The sequence below is a fragment of the Paenibacillus diazotrophicus genome (assembly GCF_042610465.1).
Map to the genome: position 1 here is coordinate 2,173,496 of NZ_JBGJZN010000001.1, position 26,655 is coordinate 2,200,150.

Below are 26,655 nucleotides of genomic sequence, written 5' to 3' on the forward strand. Positions count from 1 at the left end.
TATTGTAAACTCTAGAACTATTCTACTAGATTTCTTGGATCAGTTACATGAAAATAGCAGGAAAAGACAAAATAAGCGAACCTGCGTTCTTTTTTTGGTTGACGATCTCAGGATTACCAGCTATAGTAAAAGAACAGATTTCATACGATAAGCGGGAGAAGCACCTCGCAGGACAGGCCATTGCGCCTTTCTTGGAGGTGCTTTTTGGCGTCTATTATCGACCATACTATTCGACAATACTTTAGGAGATGATGAGAATGACAGCGGGACCATGGAAATGGAAAACTTCTTCAGAACAAAGGAGCAGCACAGCCTTTTACCGCACGTGGATAGGAATACTGTTACTGCTGGCTGTATTCAGCATGTATATCCCCCATGCTGAAGCGGCATCGGATTGGGACTCTGCCTTGGAAGAGATTCATGCGATGTATAGCGACTACACCGGGCTCCAAGCGACTCTGAAGTCTGAAAGTACAAGAACCCAGACACTCCACAAGCAGAACAATGCCGATCTCACAGCCATAAATCTCAAGCTGCAAGCCGTAGATTCCGCCTTGATAAACCGGTTGAAGGCTGAAGCCGAAGCCATGAAGAAGAAACATTCACCGCTGCTGGAGGAATACAGTTCAATCGGACAGCAGATTACAGCAGCCCGAAAGGCCGGAAATCTGAGGTCTGTGACCTTGCTGGAGATTAAGCGTAACAAGCTTAAGGCGGCCGCAGCCGCTGCACGGGCCGAGGTCAAGGCGAAGAACTCCCTGTTAACGGAAGCCCGGGCCCGGACAGCAGCCAAACTCAAACCCGCCAAGGATGCCCTGGCTCCCATAGCCGGCCTCAAGAAGCTGATTACTGCACAAAACAAAGCAGCCAGCACCGCTCAGGCAGAACGCACAGAAGCCGATAAGCGGTATAAAGCAGCGGTTGCAGCAGGCGATGCCGTCACTGCTGCAGCGGCAATGAAATCGTCTTATGCCCGGATGGGCGAGCTCCGTACGTTCGGCCAGCAATCGTATGCCTGGGAGCAGAAGATCACACTTGCGCTCCGTGCAGCGGAAGCCAAGCTGCCTAACTAAGTGTGTAACTTTATACGGTTCATATAATGAAGCGCCTCGTTTAATAGATCATCTATGTATGGATACAGCGGCTATATGTGCTTGGGCTTTCCTTTAGATCAGCTGTACAAGCCAGATAATCGAATGGGCTGCGGGCAAAAGCACAAGCTGGCCAAGCAAGGTTCCCAGAAATCGTGAACCCATCAGGAGAACATAGATTTTGCCCAGCTGATCACGGGAATCTGCATTTTCAGTGGCCTTATGGGTTATAATTCCAAGCTGGGGGTCGATGAAGATGGTCAGCATAATAGTGGCAAGCCCGTTGATCAACCCTGAAGCCTGGGAAGCAGTTGTGCTCAGAGCCGGTACGAGATGTGCTGCCATTAATGAAGATAGTACACCGACCGTATAAAATCCTGTAACAAATATATTCATGACAATAAATCTCTTCGGAATGCCCAGATACCGAAAGCTGTGCAGCTTCACTTTGGGCTTGCGGATATACTTGCGGGTATTCTTAAGCTGGCTGATCGTTACACTGGTCAGCAGTTTGGGTAGTGAGCCTTCGATCTCCAGCTTGGAGATGATTCTGCCTGACAACCCCACAAAGGTAGGGAATAAGGCAATAGCAATCAATGTACCCAGCGAGGAAGCCAGCATGGTGATCCGCAGATAATTCTCCAGAGGGAAGCTGACATCTATTTTGGCAAGATCAACAAATTTGGCCGTGAGCGGGGCTTGAACCATATTGGCGGTTCTGGATACCAGTACGATGATGCCGGTTAGAGATAAGGCGATAGCGATTTTATTCAGCTTCACGCCGGCAAAACGAACCGAATAAGACAACGTTTCGGCTGTATGAATGATCATCGTCAGCATACACACTAAGATTAAACTGTTTGTCATAAGACCATCTCATCTCCACATCAGGCAGTATTAGGAAGACTTCAGGCTTCGATCATGCCAACAATTACATAGGCAGTCCAGTACATGGGCGAATATTATCCCCGCCGTGTATCGCAGAAGATCGACCCAGAGAAACCCTTTTCCGAGGATCAATCCGCCGACTACCGTATCCCGCACGCCATTAATCCATTCACTCTGATAGAGCTGGCTGAGTTCAATTCCGAAACAGAAACCTAAACTGAGCAATAGTGACAGCCATAAAGACTGCCGGGTGAACAGCACCCGACAGCTGAAATAAATCATCGAAGCCCAGAGCGCATCTCCCAGGTGGTCGGCAACTAACGTTGGCAGACGGTCACCATATTCTCTGGAGCCAAGGCCCAGGACGATGGCCAGGAGCACAGCACAAGCATATATGATTTTGGCCCTCATTACCTTCATCCTCATTACCTTCATCCTCATTATTATATTGACGTGTATTATTCGAAGATGACCCGCTCTTCAGCAGAACCCTCCATGAAAATCTCCCTTGGATATGGAATGGCGAGTTCCGGAAGCTCTTCCTCGCTGAAAAATGCGAGCTCCTCTGCCTCTCCGTCGATACTCCGGAGCGTTCCCTTGACGATGGAGCATGCAAACACAATGACCGAATATTGTACCCGGTCACCATTGATGTATTCATATGTATATTTCTCTCCGCCGAATACCCCAATGATGCGGAGTGGATTCACCATCAGCCCTGTCTCTTCATACACCTCCCTGCGCAGTGCCCTGGACGGTGTCTCTCCGGGTTCAATAGCACCTGCGGGCAGCCCCCACAGCTGTTCCCCGCCTTTGCGGAGCAGAAGAACCTCTCCTTCCTCATTTCTGATCACTGCCGCGACAGACGGCACCATTAACAGTTCACTCCCAGCCCTTTCCCGCAGCCCGCGGTAATATTCGGATATTGGCATAGTATCCCTCCTGTTTGTGGACTAGCGATATTCAGCATCAGCGCCTATGAATAGCTCTTATCTTTTATCCTTGGGGAAAGAAATCAAGCTGATGGTCTCTTCTTTCGCATAACCGTTGCAATCTGACAACTCCACTCTGTATAATTCCGTCGTCTCGGAAAGGCCGACAGCCTTGCATATATATTCAGTTCTCCCCGGGTTAGCGGCCATGCCGTCTCTGGAATTGTCCACGAACCAGTGGATCTCAGTGCCGTCACTATAGAAATCGTGAATGAACGGCCCACTGTCTATTCCCCATTCGAGCATGGTCAGATTATCCCCTTTACCTTCGCCAAATCGGGTTATCGCTTCTTGCATCCGCTTCAAATCGGCCTGGTCAAAATGTGTAATCAAATTGGGCTGCTCCCTGGACTCCTGCTTGCCTGCTGAATACAATAGCAAGCCTATCAACACTCCAATGATGAAGATCTCCAGGACGATAACAAAGGTACTAAGCTTTGGAATTCTCCGCATTTTCCCTCCCGGTGTATGTGCTCTTGTGGACTTCTCTCACTATATTTGACAACATTAGCATGTATTCCTTGTCTCTACAAACAGGAAAGGGACATTATCGGCCAGAAGGCTGATAATGTCCCTTGATTTTACATATAGCATATACAATATCATTACTCAGTTGTTACCCTTCCCTTAGCTCCAACACTTTTACACCGCGCCGCCAAATCCGCCAGGTCCAGAGCAGGTCAGCAGCAAACACCAAAGCTATTAGTGGCAGAAGCAACATCCACACAGCGGAAACAGGTAGGTACAGTAACTCTACAAGCGGCTGCAGACCATAAATACAGGCAGTTGCCAGCGCCCACCAGTACATTGAGAATTTCAAACAGATGTGCCCCTTCAATTGATAAGCCATCCCCGAGTAATCCCACCACTGCTTATGAAAAACGGACTTCAGCATCCACCCGCTCGCAAACTCCACAGCGGAAGGGATAATGAAGGCCAGAGATATAATGAGCAGCAGCGGAAAGTGCAGATCTTTAGCCGCCAGCAGCAGCAATGGAGCGAAACCGTACATGGGCTTGAAAGGCCCCTTGAGAAATCCCTCCTTGCGAAAAGACCCCCGGCTGTATAGATTATAGCTCCCTTCCAGCACCCAGCCCAGAAAAGAATACAGCATAAAATAGAAAAAATATTCTCCCGCCAGCATCGCACCGGGGGAATGTCCTAGCGACAGCAGATTTGATATCGATATTGTTCCCGCCCCCACCCTTTTTTAGGTTTAATTGGGAGTAGTATGCCCGGTATGGAGCAGAAACTATTAAGGTAAATACTGGTTGTTACTAAACAGCTATTCCTGAACAGTCTGATAATGCTGTAACAAAAAAACATAACCCGCAGGTTATGTTCTCATACGCAAAGCTATCAAAAACATACTGCCGAATGCTTTGGTATTCAAAGCCTTCGGCAGCTATGGTTAACCATTCTATTGTTCATCTTGTAAAGCGGTTAGTTTTTATCCTGCTGCTCTTTGAGCAGCTGTGTGAACGACAGTCCGCCATGCTGCCTTCTTAGCGTCTCCAGCTTCATGTCGCTGCGTACGCCAAAGTCCGAACCGTACTTTTTCTCAAGGTTGCCTACAAGCGCGTCCCCGCGCTTTTGCCTATAACGGCCGTTCTCGTTCCGACTCCTCATTTAGGATTCCTCCCCGCAAAATGGATTGCCCAGAGAACTGTGAAATCTGTAATGTAACGGAGAATGAAGAAATGCCGCAGTTGGACTTGATTTCAGTATACATTATTTACTAACCGCTTCTCAATATGAACTCGTATCAAAAAACAGACTACCTTGGAGGGTAGTCTGTCAGACAGGCATGCTGTTGTTAGTTCTTAGGAAGCGGATCAGGATGAGAGGTTTCCGCAGGTTTGGCTACCCAATCGTCGGCCTCCGGTTCAATGTCCACGCCATTTTCCATCTTTTTACGTTCCGCCAGTGAATTGCCTTTTTTATTTTCTTTATTGCGGATGTCCGCTTCATTTTCAAGTTGATCTGACATGTGAAATCCTCCTTTGCATGCTTTGCAATGTAGTGGGTTACTTAGTTTATAGTTACCCATTGAACTGTTTTGCAAACATATTTTCTGGAGGAGCTAAGGATTCCGGCTTGTTAAGCGGTCCTGCCAGCGCTGGATCAATTCATGGGATTCCTTCAATGAAGCCTCACGGCCGACTGTGGACAATGTCATGATAATGTCTCCTGCTGTACCTGTAGAATCGCTTTTATTCAACAGGGTATACAACTTACTGTAGGATCTCTGGACGGTGTATGAGGGACCGATCAACAAGCTCCACTTCGAATAATCCCCGCTTGAAAATACCATTCCGATGATGTCAGAAGTGGCACCCTTTGCGTCGGCGCAAGTTGCTATACCAAATTCAGGTGATAACCTGCATCTCTCCAGTTCGTTTCCATTAATCGTTATTTTACCTAAATAACTTTTGGATTTCTCATCAAAGACGCCTTTGAGGAGCAGAATCACTGGCTGAGAGAACTCCGGATTCCTTTCCTTGTAGGCGGTGACTTTGATCTCCTTATCCACATGAAATACTCTGGGGGCACTGACAAAGCCATACACGATAATTCCTGCCAGAGCGAGGACAGCACTGATGGCATAGAGCACTTTTCTCACCTGCAGCACCTCCATATTTTGAAAAGAAAAGCGCGCACGCACCATTTTTTAACAATATATGAAAGGTTATGGATCAGCAAGATAATATTTCACATCCCTTTGCACTTACACGGCTTATTCGTAATACACCCTGAATACAATATCCTGCTCATAATTTCCGAAGCCACGCCCAAACAAGGTTAATCCTCCCCGCCTTCGGGTGCTGTCCTCCGCAGTCAGCCGGAAGCTCCACTGATCCTGCTGCCAGAATACATTATCAAGCGTCACCGCCGAAATCTGCTGTCCATCAATGTAAGTGCCGCCCTTATTGATCCTCAACACTTTCAGCAGCCCGTATTGATTCACCTCTGCATTCCACCAGGACGGGGTTAGACGCCCTCTCATGACGCCAAAGTCACCGGGACTCGTCCACTTACCCAATTCCACCCCGTTCAAGCTAAATGTAATATCCGAAGGCCATTTTTCATTCACATGAGGAGCTTCTGAACCCATCTCCATGGAGATTTCGATTTCCTGCACCGTCTGATCCATGAAAAGATAATTGGGCACCTTGTACTCCACGTAACCTTTGGCAAACCAGAGTATTCCGGCATCCACACGTTCCGGGTCCAGAAAATAGCGCGGGTCATCATAATAGCCAATCAGTTTCTCAGTAGTGGCAATGCCGCATGTAGGTGCTGCCTGTAAATCGGTATATTGTCCGACGGGTACAGATACCTCGACTACTTTTCTGGATATTCCCCGTGCCCCTGACAACTTAATCTGCAAAAAATTAGCCGACAAAGAACAGTATTTATAAGTTCCGCCGCTGATTCTCTTCATCTGCGAGCTGACGAGCCCGGCCCTTTGCAGCTTGGCGACGTGCGAGCTTACAATTGCACTACTCAGGTATAGAGCCTGCGCAAGTTCTTTGATATGCATTTCCCGGACACTCAGCAGATCTATGATCCGCAATCTTACCTCACTGGCCAAGGCTTCGTACACTTTTAGCGATTCAGCACTCGTTGTTAAGTACATACTCAGCACCTCCACATCAAAAGGATTAGTGATTTTATTAATCCTGAATTTTTATATTGCTAAGTATAACGGATGATTCGTATGATGTAATTAACAAAATAAATACTTAATTAATATTTATATTAATTCTGTAAAAGGAGCAAATTATCCATGACTATTAAAGCCTCTATGATTGTGGACAAAGACTTCCAACTGGCAGAGGTAGATCCTCGTCTATACGGTTCATTCATCGAACATCTGGGCCGGGCTGTCTATGGCGGAATCTATGAACCCGGACACCCTACTGCAGACTCGAACGGATTTCGGCAAGATGTTCTAAATGCTGTCAAGGCACTGAATGTTCCAATTATCCGTTACCCTGGCGGTAATTTTGTCTCCGGTTACAATTGGGAAGATGGAGTTGGCCCCCAGTCGGAACGCAAGCAGTCGCTTGAACTCGCCTGGTGGACCACCGAAACCAATCAAATGGGCACCAATGAGTTCGTGGAATGGGCTAAGCTGGCTGGGTCAGAGGTCATGATGGCTGTGAATTTGGGTACCCGGGGTATTGACGCCGCCAGAAATCTGGTCGAATACTGCAACCATCCCTCCGGCTCCTATTGGAGTGATCTGCGGATCTCCCACGGGGTAGAAGCTCCTCATCGTTTCAAGACCTGGTGTCTCGGCAATGAAATGGACGGACCTTGGCAAATCGGGGCCAAAACCGCTGTGGAATACGGACGGCTTGCCAATGAAACCGCCAAAGCCATGCGCTGGGTTGACCCGACACTGGAATTCGTCGCATGCGGAAGCTCGGGAAGTGATATGAGCACTTTTGCCGAATGGGAAGCGACTGTTCTAGATCTGACGTATGACAATGTGGATTTCCTGTCTCTGCATACCTACTACAACAATAATGTGGGCGACACTGCCAATTTCCTGGCCAAATCACTGGATCTGGATCAGTTCATCGACAGCGTGGCAGCGATTTGCGATTATATCAAAGCGAAAAAGAAGAGCAAAAAGAAGATTTATCTGTCGTTGGATGAGTGGAATGTGTGGAAATCCCAGGGATCAAGCCGTATGGAGACCCGCTGGCAAGTTGCACCGCCGGAATTTGAGGATGTCTATAACATGGAGGATGCGCTGGTTGTGGGCTGCTGTCTGATCAGCTTACTCAAGCACGCAGACCGGGTGAAGATGGCTTGTATCGCCCAGCTGATCAATACCATCGCACCGATTACGACTGAAAATGGCGGCCCACTGTGGCTCCAGACCACCTATTATCCTTACATGCATGCTTCCCTGTATGGCCGGGGAACTGTGCTGCATCCGCTCATTTCCAGTCCTAAATATGATTCCAAGGATTTCACAGATGTCCCTTACCTGGAAGCAGTGAGTGTGTATAACGAGGAGCTCAGCGAGATTACAGTCTTTGCTGTAAACCGTCATATGAGCGAAAAGATGGAGTTCACTGTGGATCTACGCAGCTTCGGAAAAACTACAGTCATCCAGCACACCGTTATGGATCATGAAGATCTTCAAGCGGCTAATACCAAGTCAAGTCCGGGCAACGTCCTGCCGCATGACCATGGAACAGCCTCAGCAGAAGGCGGCCGTATCACCGCCCTGCTGTCCAAAGCCTCGTGGAATGTAATCCGGCTGCGTGTAGAAAATTAAAACGAACAATTGGTGATAGTATAGTGGTGCTTCAGTGGTACATGACCCAGGCCACTAAAGGCCCCACTACGGAACCTACAATGGCACAGACTGTCATCGCTACCGAGCTCATGGACACGGACTGTTCACCGTACTCCAGAGCCTTGGCTGTACCGAGGGCGTGAGATGCAGTACCCAGGCCAATGCCAATCCCGGACTCACTGCCGATTCTGAAGAGTTTGATAATATAAGGGCCGCCAATCGCTCCGGTAAATCCGGCAATCATCACAAATACGGAGGTTAAGGACGCGTCCCCGCCCAGGTTGCTGGAAATCTGGATCGCTACGGCTGTCGTAATGGACTTGGGCAATATCGAGAGCACATAGAGCTTGGAAAAACCCAGTCCGGCAGCCATCAACAGACCGCTGAACATGCCTACCAGCAGGCCGATAACCGTCCCCCCAAGAATAGCGGGAAGGTTCTGCCACAGCACATGACGCTGCTTGTAGAGCGGATAGGCAAGGGATACAACGGCTGGTCCGAGCAGGCGGTTGATCCATTGTCCGCCGATCATATAGGTGTCATAGGAAATATGGAAACCAAGTAAGAGAACTACAACTGTAAATGTCGCAGTTAGCGCCGGCAAAAGTACGGGGAGACGGAACCGTTTGTAGAGCATGGACATGAACAGATAGATGCCCACATTCATTAGAATGAAGCTGACGGCAAGCAAAATATTCATGCTTCGCTCCCCTTTTCACGCACAACTGTTAGGTTAGAGCGATTGCTGCGGGCTGCGCGGCGGCCTGTAATCCACTCGCTGGCATGTGCAGTCACAACCATCGTAAGCACACTGCTTATAACCAGTATGCCAATCATCAGCAGCCCGCGGCCGCTGAATATGTCCAGGTGATTCATAATTCCGGCAGTCGCCGGGATGAAGAACATGGGAAGATAGGCCAGAATGAACAATGATCCTTCTTCAATCAGCTTCACCGGCACAATGTTAAACAGCAATAAAACAAAAAGAAGCAACAACCCGACAATGCTGCCCGGAACCGGAAGATGCAGCAGCTTCTGCAAATAATCACCGGCAAGAAAAAATATGTACAATACAACAACCTGGGCAATAATACGAATGATTTTCATACTGCAGGAATCCCTTCAATCTTGAAATGATAATTCATTAGAAAAAGGCTCACTTCATTAGACTATCAGAATTTTCAGCAAGTTTTCAATTCTTTTTCGAAGCTTTTATGTATTTTCAAGACCTTCACACCACAAAAAACTGCTTTGCAGCAAGGCACGCGCAGAACGCAGCCACCAGCATAGCAGTTTTTTTCATTCATTACACAACCTGACCCGCGCTTTATTGACGGTATGAGGCTGCACATTTATATTAGAATATACATTCGCGTTTGAAGTACACACTTTAATGTGATGTAGTATACACAATGATACTGAGGGAGTGAGCTGTGATGCGTGACCGTAAAGGCGGATTCGGTGAATGCCCAGGAGACGATACGGCAGCCTGCCCTGTGGAGTTCACCCTTGACGTGATCGGCGGCAAATGGAAGGGTGTGCTGTTGTACCACATGATGGAGGAAAAGAAACGGTTCAGTGAATTCCGCCGGATCTGTCCCGGAATTACCCAACGCATGCTGACCCTGCAGCTGCGTGAGCTGGAAGAGGATGGCGTTGTCCACCGTGAAGTCTATCAACAGGTCCCACCTAAAGTGGAATATTCCCTGACCGAATTCGGCCGCACACTTATTCCTATTATCCTACTGATGAAGGATTGGGGCGAAGAATACCAGACCAAACAGCTTTCCAAAGAAAGCTGCCAGGTGGAGCGTTTGTGAAGGTGCAGCTAAAGCTGCAGCTTTTTTTATAACATTTATACCGTATCCTGTACAAAGCTTATAAAGAAGCTGTGGTGTGCGGCTAAAGGCCTCACATCGAATATATTTTTAGGTTTCCTGCTCAAAAAAAGCCTCTGATTTCTGACGGTGTTCATCCGTCACCTGTCCAGCTATCGCCCTTACCCCTGCAGCAATTATTGCTGCATCATCGGTAAGACCCAGGCCAACCAATGCATCTGGAATCGCATCAATAGGGGAAATGAAATAAGCCAATGCTCCAAAGGCGATCCCTTTCGCCCATAAAGGGGTTTTGGCATCAATGGCACAGTAATACATGGCCACCGCATCTTTGGTAAACGGGATTTTTCCGGCAAACTTCCGGGTCTTGCTCCAGAAGCTTTTTTTCACAAGCTGTTCGTTCTTCTCACTGTATTTGAAATGTTCTGCTTCAAGTTCTGCAGGAAGCTTGCCAACATCCTTCTCCATTTGCCAGTTCCTCCTCTAGTGGTCAGACTGCCTTGCAATCACTCGGTAAGAGCCTTTATTATAACATATAACCCGGAATGCTCCGGGTAAACAGATGACAGGAACCGAATTCATCCGGACAGCAAAGGAGCGCTGTATGACTGCAAAAAAAGTAACCTGGCTGGAGCTCTTCTATGATCTGTTGTTTGTGGCCGCCGTGTCCAAAGCCAGCCATGTGCTGCTGCATGTAGAGGACGAAACCCTCTCGCTTGAAACACTGGTCAAATTCGTGCTGATATTCATTCCCATTTGGTGGGCATGGGTAGGGCAGACACTGTTTGTCAACCGGTACGGGCAAGATATTGTCTCTCACCGGATATTTCTGATTATTCAACTGTTCTTCGTCCTTATCATGACGGCCAGCCTGTCAGTGGATTTCGACCAAACCTATTATTCTTTTCTGATAGGCTACATTGGGCTCCGCGCGATGACTGCCGTGCAGTATCATTTCGTTCATTCCAAGGAAACTGGTCATTTGAAGACAACCGCTCAATATTTGGGCACCCGGTTCTGGATGGGGCTTGTGATATCCGCCTGCTCTCTGTTCTTCGATTCCTGGGTTCGTTATGTGGTGCTGTACGCCGGTATTGCCCTTGATATTCTTCTGCCGTTAATAGGCCGGAGAATCCTAATCAAGACGCCAACCAATACCCACCATCTGCTGGAGCGATTCTCCCTGTTCGCACTGATTCTGCTCGGAGAAGCTGTGGTCAGTATTCTGGCTGTGCTGCAGTCGAGCGTCTGGACCTTGCATTCTGTCGGCTTCGCAGCTCTGACCTTTGTGCTGATTATTGCTATGTGGTGGCAGTACTATGACAATCTGGAGAAGAAAGTGGACAAAAATGTCCATACCGCAGGACAGACGATCATTTACGGCCATTTGTTCATCTTTCTGTCGCTATGTATGCTGGCCGCCTCGATCCAGCTGCTGTTCCTGAGCAAGCTGCATTATGACCAGATGCTGAATCTCATTTTTGGCTCGGCACTACTCTATTTTGCTTCCACTACCCTTGTCTTTCATGTCTATCGGCATAAGCAGCATCAGCTCGGGATCGTTCATCTGGGGATGCTGACAGCGATCCTCGTCTGCTTTTACATTCTGGACGTAATGGTACATGTGCCAAATGTGTTGATTATCGGAGAACTGGCGCTATTCTTTGCCGTCTATGCCAAAATCACAACCTGATAAAAAACAGGGCGTTCACAGCTGCATATGGCCGTGACGCCCCTTTTGTGTTCGTACAACCCTATTCCCGTTCTAGCCTTTCGCCTGACCCAGATGCTTTTGGAGAAACAAAACCTTTTGGCGGTTATGATATTCACTAACCTCATGTCCTGAAAATGGATAATCCATTATCTGCTTATCCGATTCTATGCGGTTGTAAGCCGCATATACGGTTTCAGGCATGCATACGGTATCCTTCCAGCCGACAGAGATAAGAACCGGAGCCTTGATGCGCGGCGCCAGATTCACGATGTCAAAATAAGCTAGCGTATCCAGCACCTGCTCCAGATGCTCAGGATACCGTTTCACATAAGCGCCAATTTCTGTCAGGGAGCTTGTTGAATTCAGCACACCGAAATCCAGACGGCACAGGTTGGGAATGTCTGCGGCAACAGCGGCGACCCTCGTGCTTAGTGCACCTGCCAGCAGCGCAATCCCGCCCCCTTGGCTGCCGCCTGTAATCGCAATTCGCGATGGGTCCACCCCAGGAAGCTGTGCTGCTGTTTCCAAAGCCCTGACAGTATCCATGGCTACGCCCAAATAATAAGAACGCTCCTTCTCCAGAAGACCCTGGGTAATCCAGCCTTTTACCACTCCGCCCTCCAGTGCCAGCAGGTTGCCGGTCTCTCCGAGCTGTCCCCTCACATCCACGGCGAGAACGGAATAGCCGAGCAACACCCAGGAAGCGTAACGCTCCGGATATCCTCGGTCATCCGTATAGCCGGGAAACGTAACGATACAGGGAAGCTGCTCCCCGCTTGCTTCTGTATATGAAGGCTGAATATGCCAGGCATTGACCCTCGTGTCATCAAAGCTGTGAAAGCTGACCTTGTCCACCCGCATGCCTGGATAAGGCGTCACTTCAGGAACGGAAATAATATCCAGAGGTTTGCCGGCATACTCTGCAAGGATACCATCCCAAAATCTGTTGACCGTCGCAAGCTCCAGGGTCGGTTCAGGACGGCAGTTCTCCAGTTCCTGCTTGCGCTGCTCTATCGCATTCATTAGTTTCTCTCCTATTCTGTCAGCGCTATACCGTTGCATGTAGTTGAAAGCGCTATTAATATAATAGTTAATACTAATACAAATCCCTACTTTTCAAAAGGAGCTGTTTTTTATCCGTTACGGTACTTTGGCCCACACCGCAGGTTGTCTGCCGCTTAAAGAACTCACCGCTGCACTTCAAGATTACGGAATCAGTTTTGTACAGCTGGCTTTGTCCAAAGCCATACAAGATATCGACACCTCTACCGGAAAGCTTAGTCCTGGCCTTGCCAATTATATCGGTGAACAGTTTGACCGCGCCGGGATCCGTATCGGCGTGCTCGGCTGTTACATTAACCCGATTCACCCCGACCCGGCTGTCCGCCGGCAGGAGATCGAACGGTTCAAGGAACATTTGCGTTATGCCCGGCAGTTCGGAGCACCGATGGTCGCTACAGAGACCGGTAGCTTGACTACTTTTGCAGAATTCGAGCCTTACCGGTATGAGGAGCTGGGCTGGGAGACTCTGCGGGCCACCGTGGAAGAACTGGCCGAGGAAGCAGATAAATGGGGCGTGTTCCTGGGACTTGAGCCCGTAAGCTCCCATACCTTATCCACTCCTGCCAAAATGCGCCGTATTCTCGATGAAGTCCCTTCTACCTCCATTGGCGTAGTCTTTGATCCATGCAATCTGATCGGAGACCAGGTGAAGCGGCAGGATGAAATCGTTGACGAGGCCTTCAGCCTGTTCGGGGACCGGATCATCCTGGCCCATCTGAAAGATATATATGCCGAGGGTGCCCGTACCCGTCACGGGCAGGCAGGCGGGGGAATCTTCCACACCGCGGAGTTCCTGAAGAAGCTCCAGGCCCGCAAGCCGATGATCGATGTCTCACTTGAAGATATCCAAGGCCAGGAAATCCGCAAGACGATAGCCCTGTTGGAGAGTCTCGGCAGTCTTTCGTCCTAATCCTCCCATACCATAATGCACATCCGGTTTGAAGTGCTGCTGAAGAATTTATACCCGCTGATCTGGTACATTTCAGTTTCCGCCTGAATAAAATAGCATGCATAATCTTTATTCGCTATTTTTTGCAGCTTCAGAAGGGATCTGATCATTGATGAAGTTTACGTTCCCCATTCTTACCTTGTGTCATGGCGGGGCCCAGCGCATGCTGGTAGAACTCACCAACGGACTCACTGCCCGGGGCCATGAAGTTGTGATCCTCATGCCATCGGGTGGCGATATTGCCTATGAGGTCCATTCCCAGGTAGTGCGTACGGATCACACGGTGCTGAGAGAAACTGATTTTCCCGTCAGTGAAATTATCATATCCAATTTCTACACGATTGTCCCTGTATCAGAGGCTGCAAGTCAAAACGGAAAAGGCATGCATATCCGTCTTTCCTTATGTTACGAACCGCTATTCCTGCCGGATAATGCCGTGTCATTCTCTACCTATCATATCACTGACAAGCTGCTAGTTTTATCCCGGTGGCAGCAGGAAATTATAGCATTGAGCCATGGGATCACCGGGAACATTGTGCCCGTAGGTATCAGTACAACGTTCCATAACCAGCATATCCGTCATATGCTGCAGGAGCCGCTCAACATCACGGCAATTTTGCGTAAGGAAGATAATGGATTCAGCTCACACCGTGAGCAGGACTATCTGGTAAAACAGCTTGACATCGTCAAGCTTATCGCTCCACAGGTGAACATCAACTTCATCTGTCCACCGGAAGAATTCAATACCTCAGAATCCTTGCAGAAGATGAGAGCGCTAGGGAAATACCGCTTTTTCACCCCGAAGAATGATGTTGAGCTCTGTTATCACTATAATGGAGCAGACCTGTTTGTCAGTTCCAGCGCCTTTGATGCCGGATCTTTGCCTGGGCTGGAGGCTATGCGCTGCGGTGCAGCCCTGGTCTCCGTATACTCCGGAGGGAATCTCCAGTATGCCCGTCACGGTGAGAACTGTCTGCTCTCCTACCGTTATGAGAACCGGCTGGCTCAAGATATATTGCGTCTGATCTATGATACTCCGCTCAGAACCCGGTTAGCTGAACAAGGAGAAGCTGATTCTTTGGCCTGGACCTGGGATAACAGTGTAAATTGTCTGGAGCAGGCTGTTATACGGTTTGTGCAGAATATTTCCCAGAAGGAGTCAAGCCGAACCTCAATATTACACCGATTGACCAGCTCTATAAAGCACAAAGACCAATAGCTTAAGCGAAAATACAGCAGTTGCGTTCCGTTTCCACGGATGTCGCAGCTGCTTGTTTGGTATGACCCGTGACGTTTATACATAGGCAATGCCTCCATGAATGGTTTACACTAAGATTAAGTACAATATAGTGTCGGAGGTGAGCCAATGCCTGGCAATGAAGGTCGTGTGACAGCAGCAGGTCTGGAGTATAAATATATGGTTAGCGGAGACTCCATCTCGAAGGGTGTAGTCTATGATGAGGGCAGAAGTAAATATGTAATCCTGGAGGATAATTACGTTTCGCTGCTCCAAGGAAAACTTAAGGGAGCATTGCGCAACACCGCCAGGTTCGGCAATACACTGCTCAAAGGTTTCGGCAATCTGAAACGGGATGTGCTTAAAGAGAAGCCCGACCTGGTGCTGATTGAATACGGGGGAAATGACTGCGATTTCAACTGGGAGGACATTGTAAGCCATCCTGAGGCCGAGCATAATCCCAAGACCGATTTTCCGGCATTCGAAAGTATGCTCAGAGATATGATTGATTTTCTGAGAAACCAAGGGATCATGCCTATTCTAATGAGTCTACCGCCGCTAAATGCAGACAATTATTTCAAATGGGTCAGCAGAAACAACCCCGCTTCGGAAGAGAGTATCTTGAAATTCCTCGGCAGTGTCACGAAGATCTACTGGTGGCAGGAAAGGTACAACTCTACGATCATCAGGGTCGCCGAGAGTACGAAGACCAAAATCATTGATGTCCGCAGCGCATTCCTTCAGCAGCCGGATTATACGGAGTTCATCTGCCGTGACGGGATCCATCCCAACCGGGCGGGACACCGCATCATCTATGATAAGGTACTGGAGTTCATCTCCAGCACTGAACCTCATCTACTGCTGGACAGCAAAGGACAGGCTCTGCATAGCCATTAGAAAAAATCATAGTCAGGGCCCGCAGCACATTCGGGTATGTGCCGCGGGCCCTTGTTTGCCGTTCAGGAACGTTTGCAGTACACTCCGGGAGCTGCGCCGTTTCCCCTAAACGTTGTACTTCTAGATGGACTGCCTCTTTTTAGCTGCGCCAATTTACCTGCCTAATATTTTTTCCCAAAAAAAGAAACTTTTCCGGGAATGCGGAGGTCAATACAGTAGAGAACAAGGGGGGACAGCATGTCTATCGTAACGAATGAATCGGCCACCATGACCGCCGCCGCGCTGCAGACACTGATGGAGCATTATGGCGAGGATGTATGGAACTATGCCTATTACCTGGCTCGGAGCAGGAGCGCTGCTGATGATATTGCCCAGGAGACCTTCATCCGGGCCTTCAAATATATGAATACCTTTCGCGGGGAAGGCGCAATCAGAACCTGGCTGCTTCAGATTACCCGGACCCGTTGGCTCTCCTACCGGAGCAGCAGCTTTATCCGGCGCGTAACCCTGCAGGAGAACATGGGCAAAGATCCTTCTAGCCCGTCTGCCGAAGAGGTGTTTTTGCAGCAATCCCTGAGCAGTGAGGTATGGAGGATTGTTCTGCAGCTCCCCCGCAAGCATAGAGAAGTGCTGATGCTCTACGCCCACTACGGGCTGAGTATGGAGGAACTATCAGGACTGCTGGGAATCTCGCTCTCTGCGGCCAAATCGAGACTGCACCGGGCAAGGAAACAAGCGAATGAATGCTGGGAGAAGGAGCTGGGAAGATCATGAGCACATCACCTGAGGATTGGGAAAAACAATTGAAGGAGAAGCCTTTTGACGGTACACAATTCACACCGCAAATGAGACAGAATGTCGAAGAACGCCTGAGAACACAGCGGCACAAGCGGGTTAGGAGCTGGAGCTACGCAATTGTACTGCTACCGCTAACCGTCATATGCTTATGGCTGGGTTACAACAGTTGGGAGCCGGGTAAACCTGCCGCCTCCCCCCTAGCCGCAGTTACACCGTCCATCACTCCACAGGATAATGGAAAGCCGGAGAACGCCCCGGCGAACAGCGCTCCAGGCAGCTCTAACAATGATCGTGCAGTTGGTATTGCACACAACTATAAAGCCACGGTCCCCTTCCCTTCTTCAGAAGAGGGGCATACAGAAATAATCCTACCGCTGACTGTTATGTTCTCCGTTCCAGCTCTGGAGGGTGGCGAAACACATTATACTTATCCTCCTCTGCCCAACATGACATACCCGTTGCCTCCAAATATGGAAGGCAAACTTCAGGCTGCACTTGTCTACAAGGCCGATACCGGCAGCGCCTATATGCTGCTGGCACCTGCAGGCTGGACAGCATCTGCCGTCACCGGAGCCAATGGCTCCTATGGAGTCACTTTTGAAGATCCGGAAGACCCGCAGCAGACCTTGCAATATTCGGATAATGCCTGGGGCTGCCAAGGCTGCGCCGTAGGTAGCATCGGCACCTATTTCCCCGGCAAAGCCAAGTGGGCTGATGACTATGGAATCACCATCAATCCCCCGGAATTCACCCGGCAACAGGTAATGGGAACCGAAGGACCGGATGCCCGGACGGTGCGGTACACAGGTGCAGCAGAAGCAAGGGGATATCAGACCGATGGAGCCGCCTATTATGAAGAGGGGGAATGGGGTTACCTTTTCCGCAATCTGGAGCTGACCGCCTCCCCCAGCTCCTCCGGGCAGAGCATGATCGACACCATTCTGAGTTATTTCACAACCTATCATGGTCCTCTTCTCCTCCCTGCTGTCCAGAATACAGACCCTGCCGCAGGCGATACGGGAAATACAACAGAATCCCTCTACCTGGCTCTCGAACAGCGGGGGATGAGGCTGAACCGTGTGCCGGACACCGAGGAGCATTTGTTCAAAAAAGAGCTGGCGGGCAGATGGCCGGATGAACTGCTGATTGACAAGACCAATACTCCGGTGCGCCCGGACCGCTTGTCTGTCTATACCTATGATAATGCCGTGGAATGCGCCGCCGGGCTGGACGCGCTAAAGCTTGCGATCAACCGGACGACCTACGATGGAGGGGCACGGATATACCCTCATGTCTTTAGAGGAGGTAATTTTCTTGTGGTGTACTGGATGGGCGGTGACAACGCGGAGCCTTTCCAATATGACAAGGCCATTAAGACAGCGCTAAGCAGCCTAGACAGTCACAAGGAGTAGGCCGTCTATCTAGGTCTTACACGGAGTGCGGACACCGGGAGTGATTTTTGTTATAATGTCGTAGAGTTAAGCAGTATCTATTCATATACCAGAAGGGGACGTTCACTTTGTCAAAAATTATTAAGACCCTAACCATTGCCGGAAGTGACTCCAGCGGAGGCGCCGGCATTCAGGCAGACCTCAAAACCTTTGAAGAATATGGCACCTACGGCTTCAGCGCTTTAACCACCATTGTCACAATGGACCCGGATAACGGCTGGCATCACAATGTCTACCCGATTGATGTAGCCATTGTCGCCGAGCAGCTGAAAACAATATTCGCAGGCGGTCCTGTCAACGCTATGAAGACCGGAATGCTGGGCAGTGTTGATATTGTGCAGGTCGCGGAAAAAGCGATCAAGGACAACCGTCAGACCAACGTAGTTATTGATCCGGTTATGGTCTGCAAGGGCGAAGATGAAGTTCTTAACCCGGAAAGCGCCAATGCTATCCGAGATCTGCTGCTGCCTCTGGCTACGGTGGCAACACCCAATCTGTTCGAAGCCGGGGTTCTTTCGGGGCTGGGCAAGCTTACTTCTATCGACGAAATGAAAGAAGCGGCACGCCTGATTCACAGGCTCGGCACGAAGAATGTTGTCGTTAAGGGCGGCAAAGCACTCGGCGGCGATCTGGCAATCGATGTGTTCTTCGACGGCTCGGAATATACCGTACTGGAAACAGCCAAAATCGAACCGGCGTACAACCATGGTGCAGGCTGCACCTTTGCAGCTGCGATTACAGGCGGCTTGGCTAGCGGATTGTCTGTACACGATGCTGTCTCAAAAGCCAAGGATTTCGTCTCCGCAGCTATCCGGAACGGATATGCGTTCAATTCATATGTCGGCCCAGTCTTTCACGGGGGCTACCGGTTGGAGCATTAACATTAAGACAAGCTTTCACTATACAAGGAATGGCGGAACACAAGGGTATACCCTTAAAGTTCCGCCATTTTTTTGAGATAGGTCCAACCATTCTTGCCAGAGTCTGAATCGATTGGCTACTTCATTGATTACCCCTTGTTCACTGGAATCGGCAGACTTGGAGAGCATGCCATTGAATGAGGGTCCAAAGATCGAACCCCCAAAACCAAATATGAACATTCAGCAATAAAAAAGAGGATAGAATGTGTTCAAAGCTGATAGCGCAAGAATAACTATCTGTCTATCCTCGCTTTTCCCCGCTTATCTTCTTACTTGCCAGTGTTCTCGTCGACAATATGCTTCACGAATTGCAGGATCTTATCCTTTGGCTCATCTCCGCCCAGCACTCCAATTTCAATCGACTCAGTGTTATGGTTGATCGGCAGGGAAGACACAAACTTCGAGTCCGTTATATCCACGGCGTAGAGCTCGTCCACGGTACTCTCCCCTAATTTCTCCCATTTCAGACGGGGATCATCTTTGGCGATCTTGCCGTCTGCCAGAATCGGCTCCAGATTCTGAAAACCATCCTGGCCGCCGATCCATTGGAGCGTGGCTTCATCCAGAATCAGAATATCCGGTGAGTTCGCAGCCAGCTCAACGACCGCTTTTTGCATATAGTTCATATCCAGTGTATCTGAACCCTCACCAGTCTTGGGAAGGTATACAATGCTGGTGTCCACCCGTTTCCATTCGGGATACTCATCAATGATCGCCTGATTCAGAGCGTCCATCTTGCCGTCCTTGTCCTTCACACCAAAATTACCGATGAACATAATCTCCGCATCCACCGGCGGCAGGGAAGCCAGGTACTTTCGGTGCTGCCAATTGTTATACAGCGCGTTGCCGGCGACGATAAGCACAATTACAGCGACTATCGATATAATGACATGTGTTTTGTAGAGCCGCATAAAGCGTTCCCATTTCCGCGCTCCGCCAGCAAGACTGCCGTATTTGGCCAGCCGCTGATCTTCAGCCTCCTGAATCTCCTGCTGGTCTCTCGAATCAAGAATAAATTTGATGGCTTGAAATTCCTCTTCATACGCGGCAATTTCCGCGTCAGTGTTCAATGAGCGCCGCCGTCTAAGCAGCAGATCGAACCTTTTGTTCAATTCCTCTCTGGTTACGGTCTCAGGCAGCCCTAACCTTTCATAGGCTTGTTTCAGTTTCTCGTTCACAATCAAGTCTCCTTTGGGTTGATGCCGGTCCTGCATTTCGCCGCTGCCGGAACAGTCTGGAATAGCTGTATCTTCTACTTCTCTATTTTATCAGACATGCACCTACTTTCTCCAGTCGACATCCCTCCTCTTTAAAGTAGAGTAGTTATTTTGTTAACTCTCTAATTCACTAGATAACAAGCCATCAAAAAAAACCTTCCTGCGCGCTGCTCGGAGAACAGGCACAGAAAGGGAAATCTGCGAATCGTATTCTGCCATAAATCCATGATTAAGAAGTATAAGACCGTCCAAGCCCCAGTTCCGTTAACAGCTGGCGGTAAGCAATCGAGGTGCGGTCCGCTGGAATATGTGCTTCTACCTGCAGATCAAGCGGCAGATCCTCCGGAGTCTGTGACTCCACCATTTCAGCGTCTTCTGCGAAGACCTGCAGATTGAAGTTGATTGTATCCTGGACCGGTGCGCTTTTGTCGAAGTTTCTGGAGATCGGACAGAAGAGACGAGTATATCGTGCGGATACCGGGGAAGCACAATTTAGTATTTTGAGTCTGCCTTCATCTGGAAAATAGACGGTAAGCGAAGCCGCAAACGGGGCGAACACGCGGAATTCGCGCAGCCACATGAAGCCTTCCGGAGCCGGGTTTTCCTGGCCTTTCCCGTAATTGCTGACAGTACTCCAGTATTCTGCTACCAGTTCGTTGCTTTCGCGTCTAACCTTATACTGGGGAACCTCAGTATTGTTGCGGTCGCCGAAGGTTGCCGTATGCACATAAGCGAAATGCGAGACATCGAGGAATCCTTCCATCTGGCGGCCGGATGAACCGGCAATATCGAAGCTCGGCGGCAAAATATTAATATAGTCCGGGTCCTCCCAACCAGGGAAGGCCGGAATTTGCTCAGGTGCTGAGCCCAGACAGGTCCAGATCAAACCGTAGCGTTCAACAGCCGGATACACGATCAGCTTCAGCTTGGGTGAGATTTTGGAGCTGGGATGGGCTGGAACGGCGGTACACTTCCCTTCGCAGTTGTAACGGAATCCATGGTACGGGCAGACAATTTCACCATTCTCCACCCAGCCCTTGCTCAGAGGTGCCCCCCGGTGAAAACACAGGTCACGGGCAATCACCACCTTGCCTTCACTGCGGTAGCAGACCAGCTTCATATCCAGCAGCTTCACCGCCAGCGGTTTGTCCTGCACCTCATCTGCAATCGCGACCGGGTACCAATATTCAGCGAGTACACGCCAGTCCTCCGGGGAGAACGTGCAGTCACGGGGAAGTTCGAGTTCTTGGACCAGCTTCTTATTTTCCTCTATCATGTTCGTTCCACCTCTCCACTCCCAATAAACACCGTTAAGATAAAATATTATATGTTAGTTTATATAACTTATTGTGTATATTTTAATCTTTTTCCTCTAAAAAAATCAATTCTAAATCGTTCCTTTTTGTATTTTTGACTAAAAATAAGCTATACATGTTATGCATTATGACATTAAACATGTCTAATCAGCCTCAACACATGTTACTTTTCAAGAATTAACCCAAAAAAATCCTGCCAGCAGCGAAAGGAAATGAAGCGAATGGGCTCGATCCAATGGACTGTAGCTTCCGCACCACAGTGGTTTCCTTTCGTTCTTGCTGCCGTAGACGCATGTCTGATTCTGCTTGTATGGGCTGTGTTCAAGAAAACCGATTAGCAAACCCCGTTTTGTATGCGCCTACTTTTCGTAACATATTAGCTTTATTCAAAAGTTTTTGTCCTTTCCTTTCTTTTGGTTCATAGGATGCCTATAATTAAAGGAAACAAGGTCCATGAGGTGTGCAGATGAACGAAGACAGAGAAGACAAATACGACAATATCGATGAGCTGATGGCAGTATTTCAGCAGTTCTCCAAAATCAACTGGCAGAACAAGAACCCGACGATGCTGAAGCCCAGTGAAATCCGTGTACTGATCACGATCAAATTAGGAACCGAGAAATCCGGCAAGCCGGTACTTACCATCTCCGACATCAGTAAAATGCATAAGGTTACCTCCCCCACCATCACCCAAATGGTGAACAGCCTGCTGGCACAGGGATATGTAGTCCGTACCAGCGATGCTCAGGATAAACGGGTCAGCGGTATCGCTTTGACAGACAAAGGCGAACGTTGTGCTGATGCCGCTGTTGATAGAATCCGCGATACATTCAAGGGGATGATTGACTATCTCGGCAAGGAACGCAGCGAAACGCTTATCGAGCTTCTGAACGGGGTCTACCACTATTTTGAAGATATCCACGGACAGCTGTAAGACGGATGAATTATATTTTCGGCACACAAAAAAACAGCAAGTAAAGGGCAAGCCCTATACTTACTGTTCCGGGTTACTGCTGATCCGGCCGGTCCGGAAGCTGCAGCAGATAACTGTTCGACATGTTCAGGAGCCGCTCCGCAGCTTCGAACTGCGCTTCCGTGGAGCCGCCTTTGGTCACCGAATTATCGCTTAGATTGTAGTTGCTTCCATCCTCATAATCATTCCCCGTCAGATAAATACTTGTGTTATTCACGAAAGATCCTGTAGGCAGGAAATGTCTGAACGGGATCAGGTTGGAAGTAGAGTTCAGCAGATCTTCACCGAAATGCAGCTGATTCTGCAGCGGCACACCCAGCAAGTTAGACACTGTAGGCAGAATATCAATGTGTCCGCCTGTCCGGTCAATGACCTGAGGCAGTGAGCCGCTTGGGGAGTGGACAATGAACGGAATATTGAACATATCCGTATAACCATACTCATGCCCGATCATTTCTTTCATCAGATCCTTCTCATCATTGCCAAGCGTATACATCGGCACACCCTGATGATCCCCGTAGAATACAATCAGACTGTCATCCCACAATCCACTGGTCTTCAGCTCCTCCAGAAATTGCCCCATTGCATAGTCCGCATAATTCTGAGCCTGAATATAATCGCCAAGCAGCGTACCTTGATAGCGCTCCGGCAGCTTCATCTTGAACTTCTCTTCCGGGAGCCGGAATGGATGATGTGCACTCATAGAAATGACCATAGCATAGAAAGGCTGGTCCTTGGCATCTAATGCGACAAGCTCCGGTACTGTTTTGGCAAATAGCACTTCATCCGAAGACCCGAACGCGATATGGTCATCATCACCAAAGAACGACTGGTCATAATATTTGTCAAAGCCTATCGCTTTGTACAAGTCCTTGCGATTCCAGAAGTCCACACTGTTGGTATGGAAAGTAGCGGTAAAATAACCGTTCGCACTCAGCAGCTTCGGCAAGCTGGGCACGGATTTTCTCATATAAGGCGATGATGTTGCAGGTTCGTTCTTCGGCACATAAAATGAAGAGTTGACCACGAACTCGGCATCCGAGGTTGTACCCTGGCCTGCATTGGAGTAAAAATTATTAAAATACGTGTTGCTGTGTGCCAGCTTGTTGATGTTCGGAGTGATCTCCTGACCATCGATGGTCAGCCCGATCAGGAAGTTCTGGAACGATTCCATCTGTACTACAATCAGGTTTTTACCCTTATCGGCACCCTGGTATTTCGGGGACTGGGGAGTCTGGACGCCTTTGATCGCATCCACCGCCTGCTGGGTAATCTCCTTGCTGTCAATAAGTTCTTCCTTCTCCGTGCTGTCCGCAAACAGCGTATACACCTCGTAATTCAGAATCCCCATACTTTCCGCTTTTTTGATCTCATTCATGCTCGCATGGTTAGGCAAGATATTGAAGACACACAAGCCGAGCGATACAGCGGTCACGGTAAGCAGAACAGGACGACTGAGCCGGTACGCCCCTCTTTCCTTCCACTTGGCAATATATTTGGGACGGAACATAAAGAGCAGGAAGAAGACGATGTCCACAAAAATAAACAGATAATACGGCGTGATCAGTGAATAGGTGCTCTCTCCGACCTTCGTAACTTTGTCTGCTTGCTGCAGCGCATGGTAGGTGGCAATTACGCCATAATACTTGTAATACATCAGGACGGAAAAATAAATAACGGTAATAAATAAATTAGCTATCATATAATACAAGATCTTTCGTTTGGAAGACAGCCATTCAATCAGACTAAACACAATAATGAAAAAAGGAATTTCGGTGAAAACCATACTCCAGTTCGGACCGTCGCTGAACACGACAAACCAGGCCACGGCACTTTTAAGCAACAGCACGAAACTGAACAAAAGAATAGGCCGATTTAGAATGCTGTTCAATGATTTCTTCATGAAATAATTCATTTCCTTTCAAAAAAATTAATCGCCTTTGATCCGGTAATGGATAACCCGCTTTTGCAGTCTGCCGATAACAACTGCGTCCATAAAGCCTACGAAGATACGGTTAAAAGCACCATAACGGTACCCTCCGTCTTTTCCTCCTTGATGGCTCACCGACACCTCAATTACAGAATAGCCATTCATCTTCGCCAGTGTGGGTAAATACCGGTGCATCCCGCTGTATAAATGAAAGCTGTCCGCCACTTCGCGTCTCATCAGCTTCATGGGGCACTGTGCATCATACAGGCTGTCGCCAGTGAGGAAATTCCGCAGCCCGTTTACGAGCCGGAGCAGCGTCCTGTGAAGCAGCGGACCCTTGCGGTCCATCCGTTTGCCGTTCACGAAATCTACCCGCTCTATAAACGGCATTAACCGGAAAATGTCACGGGGATCGGTCTGCATATCCGCATCGAGCAGGGCGATCAGCTCTCCGCCGGACGCTTTCATTCCCGCCCAGATCGCTGCGGTCTGGCCGCAGTTTTTCTCGAAATGGATGACCTTCACTGCTGAATCGGACCGGGCGATCTCCTCCAGAATACCAACGCTGCGATCCCTGCTGCCATCGTTGACAAACACAATCTCATAGCTCTCCGTCCGGCTCTCCATGGCACTCTTAATGCTCTCGTAGAGCTGACGGATACTGTTCTCTTTATTATATAGTGCTGCGACTACAGATAGTCTGATCAAACCGAACCACCCCGGTATTTGAATCTTATTTTCCTTGACCACATTGACCTCTCCGCCGACTGTATCAATACCACTACTGCATTAAATCACAAAGTACTTAGGTTATCAACCTATTTTTGTATAGAGCGGGTGGCCTGCGTTAATCCAAGCTTTTTCACCAGCGGCTTGATCGACAGCCCTTGAACCAGCAATGAGAATAAGACCACACTGAACGTCAGTACTAATATATCCTGCCTGCCTTCAAAGGACATGGGCAGACTCAAGGCAAGCGCAATGGACAAGCTTCCCTTGAGTCCGCCCCAATTCAGCACACTTTTCCAGGAGCCCGGGAAATTCTTCATAAAAGCAAGGCTGGTGTACAGCGCTACCGTTCTACCCAACAGTACTATTACTATCGCAGCAAGAATAAGCCACCACTTATCGGAGAAGTTGATATTCTTGATCTCCAGACCAATCATCAGGAAGATCAGAGAATTCGCTACGAGGGTAATCACGTCCCAAAAGGAGTTAATGTTCGTCTTCGTAGTCTCGGACATGCCGACTCTCGCCCCATAATTGCCAAAGATCAGTCCGCTGACCGCTACAGCAATAACCCCCGATACATTAAAATGCTCAGAAATGAAGTAGCTTCCAAAAAACAGCAGCATGGAAAAGCCAATCTCCAGCGGGAAATCATCATAAAGGCGGATCAGCTGTGAGAATACATAACCCATAATCGCACCAACCAGAATGCCCCCCAGCGCAAACTTCAGAAAGAGCAGAATTCCGCTGCCAATCCCAGCCCAGCCCATCTCCATATAGGACAGCAGGTATACAGAGGAAATCTGGAACAGCACAACAGCAATACCGTCGTTAAATAATGACTCCCCTTCGATGATGGTCACGATATGCTTGGGAACGCCCAGTGATTTGAAAATGGATATCACACTTATGGGATCCGTTGCGCTCATCAACGCCGCAAAAGTGAAGGAGACGATCAAAGGAAGACCCAAGCCCCAATAAACTGCCAGACCGATTAACAGAAATGACAACAGAGTTCCGCCAAAAGCCAAAGCCAGCACCGGCTTGCGCTGTTCCATCAGATGGGAAAAGGGTAGCTTAAGGGTGGCATCTCCCAGGAGAATAGGCAAGAATAATGAGATAATAATCGCCTGAAACACATGAGACTGTGTAATAAAAACTTCTGCCTCCTCCAGTACTGGAACACGAACCAATCCCAGGAGAAGTCCTACCATAACCAGCGCAATGGAATACGGTTGATTGACCTTTTTCGCCACCGCTATAACGCCTATCGAAATGGCTAGCAGAATCAGGACCTGGATAAACGTTTCATCGAAGTGATTCATACGACACC

At 48.9% G+C, this 26,655-nt stretch carries 30 protein-coding genes and 1 pseudogene; 12 read left to right on the forward strand and 19 right to left on the reverse strand.

The window, feature by feature from the left end:
* Positions 1 to 257: 257 nt before the first annotated feature.
* The gene (locus ACAN54_RS09945; RefSeq protein WP_379153547.1) at positions 258 to 1,073 is read left to right on the forward strand and encodes a hypothetical protein; all 816 of its coding nucleotides are present in this window, start codon (positions 258 to 260) and stop codon (positions 1,071 to 1,073) included.
* Positions 1,074 to 1,166: 93 nt separating this feature from the next.
* On the opposite strand, the gene ACAN54_RS09950 is transcribed toward ACAN54_RS09945, so the two are convergent.
* The 9 genes from ACAN54_RS09950 to ACAN54_RS09990 form a co-directional block, all read right to left on the reverse strand.
* Positions 1,167 to 1,958 (reverse strand): lipid II flippase Amj family protein, encoded by a 792-nt coding sequence (locus tag ACAN54_RS09950; RefSeq protein WP_379153549.1) that lies wholly within the window; start codon positions 1,956 to 1,958, stop codon positions 1,167 to 1,169.
* Positions 1,959 to 1,988: 30 nt separating this feature from the next.
* Positions 1,989 to 2,390 (reverse strand): ribosomal maturation YjgA family protein, encoded by a 402-nt coding sequence (locus ACAN54_RS09955; protein ID WP_379153551.1) that lies wholly within the window; start codon positions 2,388 to 2,390, stop codon positions 1,989 to 1,991.
* Between the two features lie 47 nt (positions 2,391 to 2,437).
* Entirely contained in the window at positions 2,438 to 2,911 is a 474-nt protein-coding gene (locus ACAN54_RS09960; RefSeq protein WP_379153553.1) for an NUDIX domain-containing protein, read from the reverse strand.
* 57 nt (positions 2,912 to 2,968) lie between these two features.
* Positions 2,969 to 3,424, reverse strand: a complete 456-nt coding sequence (locus ACAN54_RS09965) for a hypothetical protein (RefSeq protein WP_379153555.1) — start codon at positions 3,422 to 3,424, stop codon at positions 2,969 to 2,971.
* A gap of 163 nt (positions 3,425 to 3,587) precedes the next feature.
* A complete protein-coding gene (locus ACAN54_RS09970) occupies positions 3,588 to 4,175 on the reverse strand; it encodes a putative ABC transporter permease (RefSeq protein WP_379153557.1) in 588 nt (195 codons plus the stop codon).
* A gap of 239 nt (positions 4,176 to 4,414) precedes the next feature.
* Positions 4,415 to 4,600, reverse strand: a complete 186-nt coding sequence (locus tag ACAN54_RS09975) for a hypothetical protein (protein WP_379153559.1) — start codon at positions 4,598 to 4,600, stop codon at positions 4,415 to 4,417.
* Between the two features lie 187 nt (positions 4,601 to 4,787).
* On the reverse strand, positions 4,788 to 4,961 hold the full coding sequence (locus ACAN54_RS09980; RefSeq protein WP_379153561.1) for a hypothetical protein: 174 nt from the start codon (positions 4,959 to 4,961) through the stop codon (positions 4,788 to 4,790).
* A gap of 93 nt (positions 4,962 to 5,054) precedes the next feature.
* Positions 5,055 to 5,594: a hypothetical protein gene (locus ACAN54_RS09985; RefSeq protein WP_379153563.1), complete on the reverse strand. Its 540-nt coding sequence runs from the start codon at positions 5,592 to 5,594 to the stop codon at positions 5,055 to 5,057.
* 114 nt (positions 5,595 to 5,708) lie between these two features.
* Positions 5,709 to 6,611 carry an ArsR/SmtB family transcription factor gene (locus ACAN54_RS09990; RefSeq protein WP_379153565.1) on the reverse strand — a complete coding sequence of 301 codons (903 nt, stop codon included), beginning with the start codon at positions 6,609 to 6,611 and terminating at the stop codon, positions 5,709 to 5,711.
* Positions 6,612 to 6,761: 150 nt separating this feature from the next.
* Here ACAN54_RS09990 and arfA point away from each other — a divergent pair, with 150 nt between their 5' ends.
* Positions 6,762 to 8,270: an arabinosylfuranosidase ArfA gene (arfA, locus tag ACAN54_RS09995; protein ID WP_379153567.1), complete on the forward strand. Its 1,509-nt coding sequence runs from the start codon at positions 6,762 to 6,764 to the stop codon at positions 8,268 to 8,270.
* 31 nt (positions 8,271 to 8,301) lie between these two features.
* On the opposite strand, the gene ACAN54_RS10000 is transcribed toward arfA, so the two are convergent.
* Together ACAN54_RS10000 and ACAN54_RS10005 are read right to left on the reverse strand one after the other, a co-directional pair.
* On the reverse strand, positions 8,302 to 8,991 hold the full coding sequence (locus ACAN54_RS10000; protein WP_379153569.1) for an LrgB family protein: 690 nt from the start codon (positions 8,989 to 8,991) through the stop codon (positions 8,302 to 8,304).
* Positions 8,988 to 9,398, reverse strand: a complete 411-nt coding sequence (locus ACAN54_RS10005; protein ID WP_379153571.1) for a CidA/LrgA family protein — start codon at positions 9,396 to 9,398, stop codon at positions 8,988 to 8,990. The genes ACAN54_RS10000 and ACAN54_RS10005 overlap by 4 nt, the downstream gene beginning before the upstream one ends.
* Before the next feature lie 329 nt (positions 9,399 to 9,727).
* Between ACAN54_RS10005 and ACAN54_RS10010 the strand changes: the two genes are divergently transcribed.
* Positions 9,728 to 10,111: a winged helix-turn-helix transcriptional regulator gene (locus ACAN54_RS10010; RefSeq protein ID WP_379153573.1), complete on the forward strand. Its 384-nt coding sequence runs from the start codon at positions 9,728 to 9,730 to the stop codon at positions 10,109 to 10,111.
* 108 nt (positions 10,112 to 10,219) lie between these two features.
* On the opposite strand, the gene ACAN54_RS10015 is transcribed toward ACAN54_RS10010, so the two are convergent.
* Positions 10,220 to 10,597 (reverse strand): YkvA family protein, encoded by a 378-nt coding sequence (locus tag ACAN54_RS10015; RefSeq protein WP_379153576.1) that lies wholly within the window; start codon positions 10,595 to 10,597, stop codon positions 10,220 to 10,222.
* Between the two features lie 136 nt (positions 10,598 to 10,733).
* On the opposite strand from ACAN54_RS10015, the gene ACAN54_RS10020 reads away from it, so the two are divergent.
* A complete protein-coding gene (locus ACAN54_RS10020; RefSeq protein ID WP_379153578.1) occupies positions 10,734 to 11,822 on the forward strand; it encodes a low temperature requirement protein A in 1,089 nt (362 codons plus the stop codon).
* A 72-nt stretch (positions 11,823 to 11,894) separates the two neighbouring features.
* On the opposite strand, the gene ACAN54_RS10025 is transcribed toward ACAN54_RS10020, so the two are convergent.
* Positions 11,895 to 12,866, reverse strand: coding sequence for an acetylxylan esterase (locus ACAN54_RS10025; RefSeq protein WP_379153580.1), 972 nt, complete (start codon positions 12,864 to 12,866; stop codon positions 11,895 to 11,897).
* Positions 12,867 to 12,993: 127 nt separating this feature from the next.
* On the opposite strand from ACAN54_RS10025, the gene ACAN54_RS10030 reads away from it, so the two are divergent.
* The 6 genes from ACAN54_RS10030 (at position 12,994) to thiD (ending at position 19,118) form a co-directional block, all read left to right on the forward strand.
* Positions 12,994 to 13,815: a sugar phosphate isomerase/epimerase family protein gene (locus tag ACAN54_RS10030; protein ID WP_379153582.1), complete on the forward strand. Its 822-nt coding sequence runs from the start codon at positions 12,994 to 12,996 to the stop codon at positions 13,813 to 13,815.
* Positions 13,816 to 13,966: 151 nt separating this feature from the next.
* Complete coding sequence (locus ACAN54_RS10035; RefSeq protein ID WP_379153584.1) at positions 13,967 to 15,073, forward strand: glycosyltransferase; 1,107 nt, start codon at positions 13,967 to 13,969, stop codon at positions 15,071 to 15,073.
* Between the two features lie 147 nt (positions 15,074 to 15,220).
* Positions 15,221 to 15,988, forward strand: coding sequence for an SGNH/GDSL hydrolase family protein (locus ACAN54_RS10040; RefSeq protein ID WP_379153586.1), 768 nt, complete (start codon positions 15,221 to 15,223; stop codon positions 15,986 to 15,988).
* Between the two features lie 237 nt (positions 15,989 to 16,225).
* On the forward strand, positions 16,226 to 16,762 hold the full coding sequence (locus ACAN54_RS10045) for an RNA polymerase sigma factor (protein WP_379153588.1): 537 nt from the start codon (positions 16,226 to 16,228) through the stop codon (positions 16,760 to 16,762).
* Entirely contained in the window at positions 16,759 to 18,198 is a 1,440-nt protein-coding gene (locus tag ACAN54_RS10050; protein WP_379153590.1) for a DUF4850 domain-containing protein, read from the forward strand. The genes ACAN54_RS10045 and ACAN54_RS10050 overlap by 4 nt, the downstream gene beginning before the upstream one ends.
* A 107-nt stretch (positions 18,199 to 18,305) precedes the next feature.
* Positions 18,306 to 19,118, forward strand: coding sequence for a bifunctional hydroxymethylpyrimidine kinase/phosphomethylpyrimidine kinase (gene thiD, locus ACAN54_RS10055; protein ID WP_379153592.1), 813 nt, complete (start codon positions 18,306 to 18,308; stop codon positions 19,116 to 19,118).
* 76 nt (positions 19,119 to 19,194) lie between these two features.
* Here the strand turns inward: thiD and ACAN54_RS10060 are convergent.
* The 3 genes and pseudogenes from ACAN54_RS10060 to ACAN54_RS10070 form a co-directional block, all read right to left on the reverse strand.
* Positions 19,195 to 19,388, reverse strand: a pseudogene (locus ACAN54_RS10060) (MFS transporter); the annotation flags it as partial.
* Between the two features lie 38 nt (positions 19,389 to 19,426).
* On the reverse strand, positions 19,427 to 20,335 hold the full coding sequence (locus tag ACAN54_RS10065) for a hypothetical protein (protein ID WP_379153594.1): 909 nt from the start codon (positions 20,333 to 20,335) through the stop codon (positions 19,427 to 19,429).
* A gap of 268 nt (positions 20,336 to 20,603) precedes the next feature.
* Entirely contained in the window at positions 20,604 to 21,650 is a 1,047-nt protein-coding gene (locus ACAN54_RS10070) for a Rieske 2Fe-2S domain-containing protein (protein WP_379153597.1), read from the reverse strand.
* Positions 21,651 to 21,902: 252 nt separating this feature from the next.
* Between ACAN54_RS10070 and ACAN54_RS10075 the strand changes: the two genes are divergently transcribed.
* Positions 21,903 to 22,028 carry a hypothetical protein gene (locus ACAN54_RS10075; RefSeq protein ID WP_379153599.1) on the forward strand — a complete coding sequence of 42 codons (126 nt, stop codon included), beginning with the start codon at positions 21,903 to 21,905 and terminating at the stop codon, positions 22,026 to 22,028.
* Between the two features lie 128 nt (positions 22,029 to 22,156).
* The gene (locus ACAN54_RS10080) at positions 22,157 to 22,624 is read left to right on the forward strand and encodes a MarR family winged helix-turn-helix transcriptional regulator (protein ID WP_379153601.1); all 468 of its coding nucleotides are present in this window, start codon (positions 22,157 to 22,159) and stop codon (positions 22,622 to 22,624) included.
* A 73-nt stretch (positions 22,625 to 22,697) separates the two neighbouring features.
* Here ACAN54_RS10080 and ACAN54_RS10085 read toward each other — a convergent pair whose 3' ends face one another.
* From ACAN54_RS10085 to ACAN54_RS10095, 3 genes are all read right to left on the reverse strand, one after another.
* Positions 22,698 to 24,566: an LTA synthase family protein gene (locus ACAN54_RS10085; RefSeq protein WP_379153603.1), complete on the reverse strand. Its 1,869-nt coding sequence runs from the start codon at positions 24,564 to 24,566 to the stop codon at positions 22,698 to 22,700.
* 27 nt (positions 24,567 to 24,593) lie between these two features.
* Positions 24,594 to 25,301 (reverse strand): glycosyltransferase family 2 protein, encoded by a 708-nt coding sequence (locus ACAN54_RS10090; protein ID WP_379153605.1) that lies wholly within the window; start codon positions 25,299 to 25,301, stop codon positions 24,594 to 24,596.
* 110 nt (positions 25,302 to 25,411) lie between these two features.
* Positions 25,412 to 26,647, reverse strand: a complete 1,236-nt coding sequence (locus ACAN54_RS10095; RefSeq protein ID WP_379153607.1) for a cation:proton antiporter — start codon at positions 26,645 to 26,647, stop codon at positions 25,412 to 25,414.
* Positions 26,648 to 26,655 lie beyond the last annotated feature (8 nt).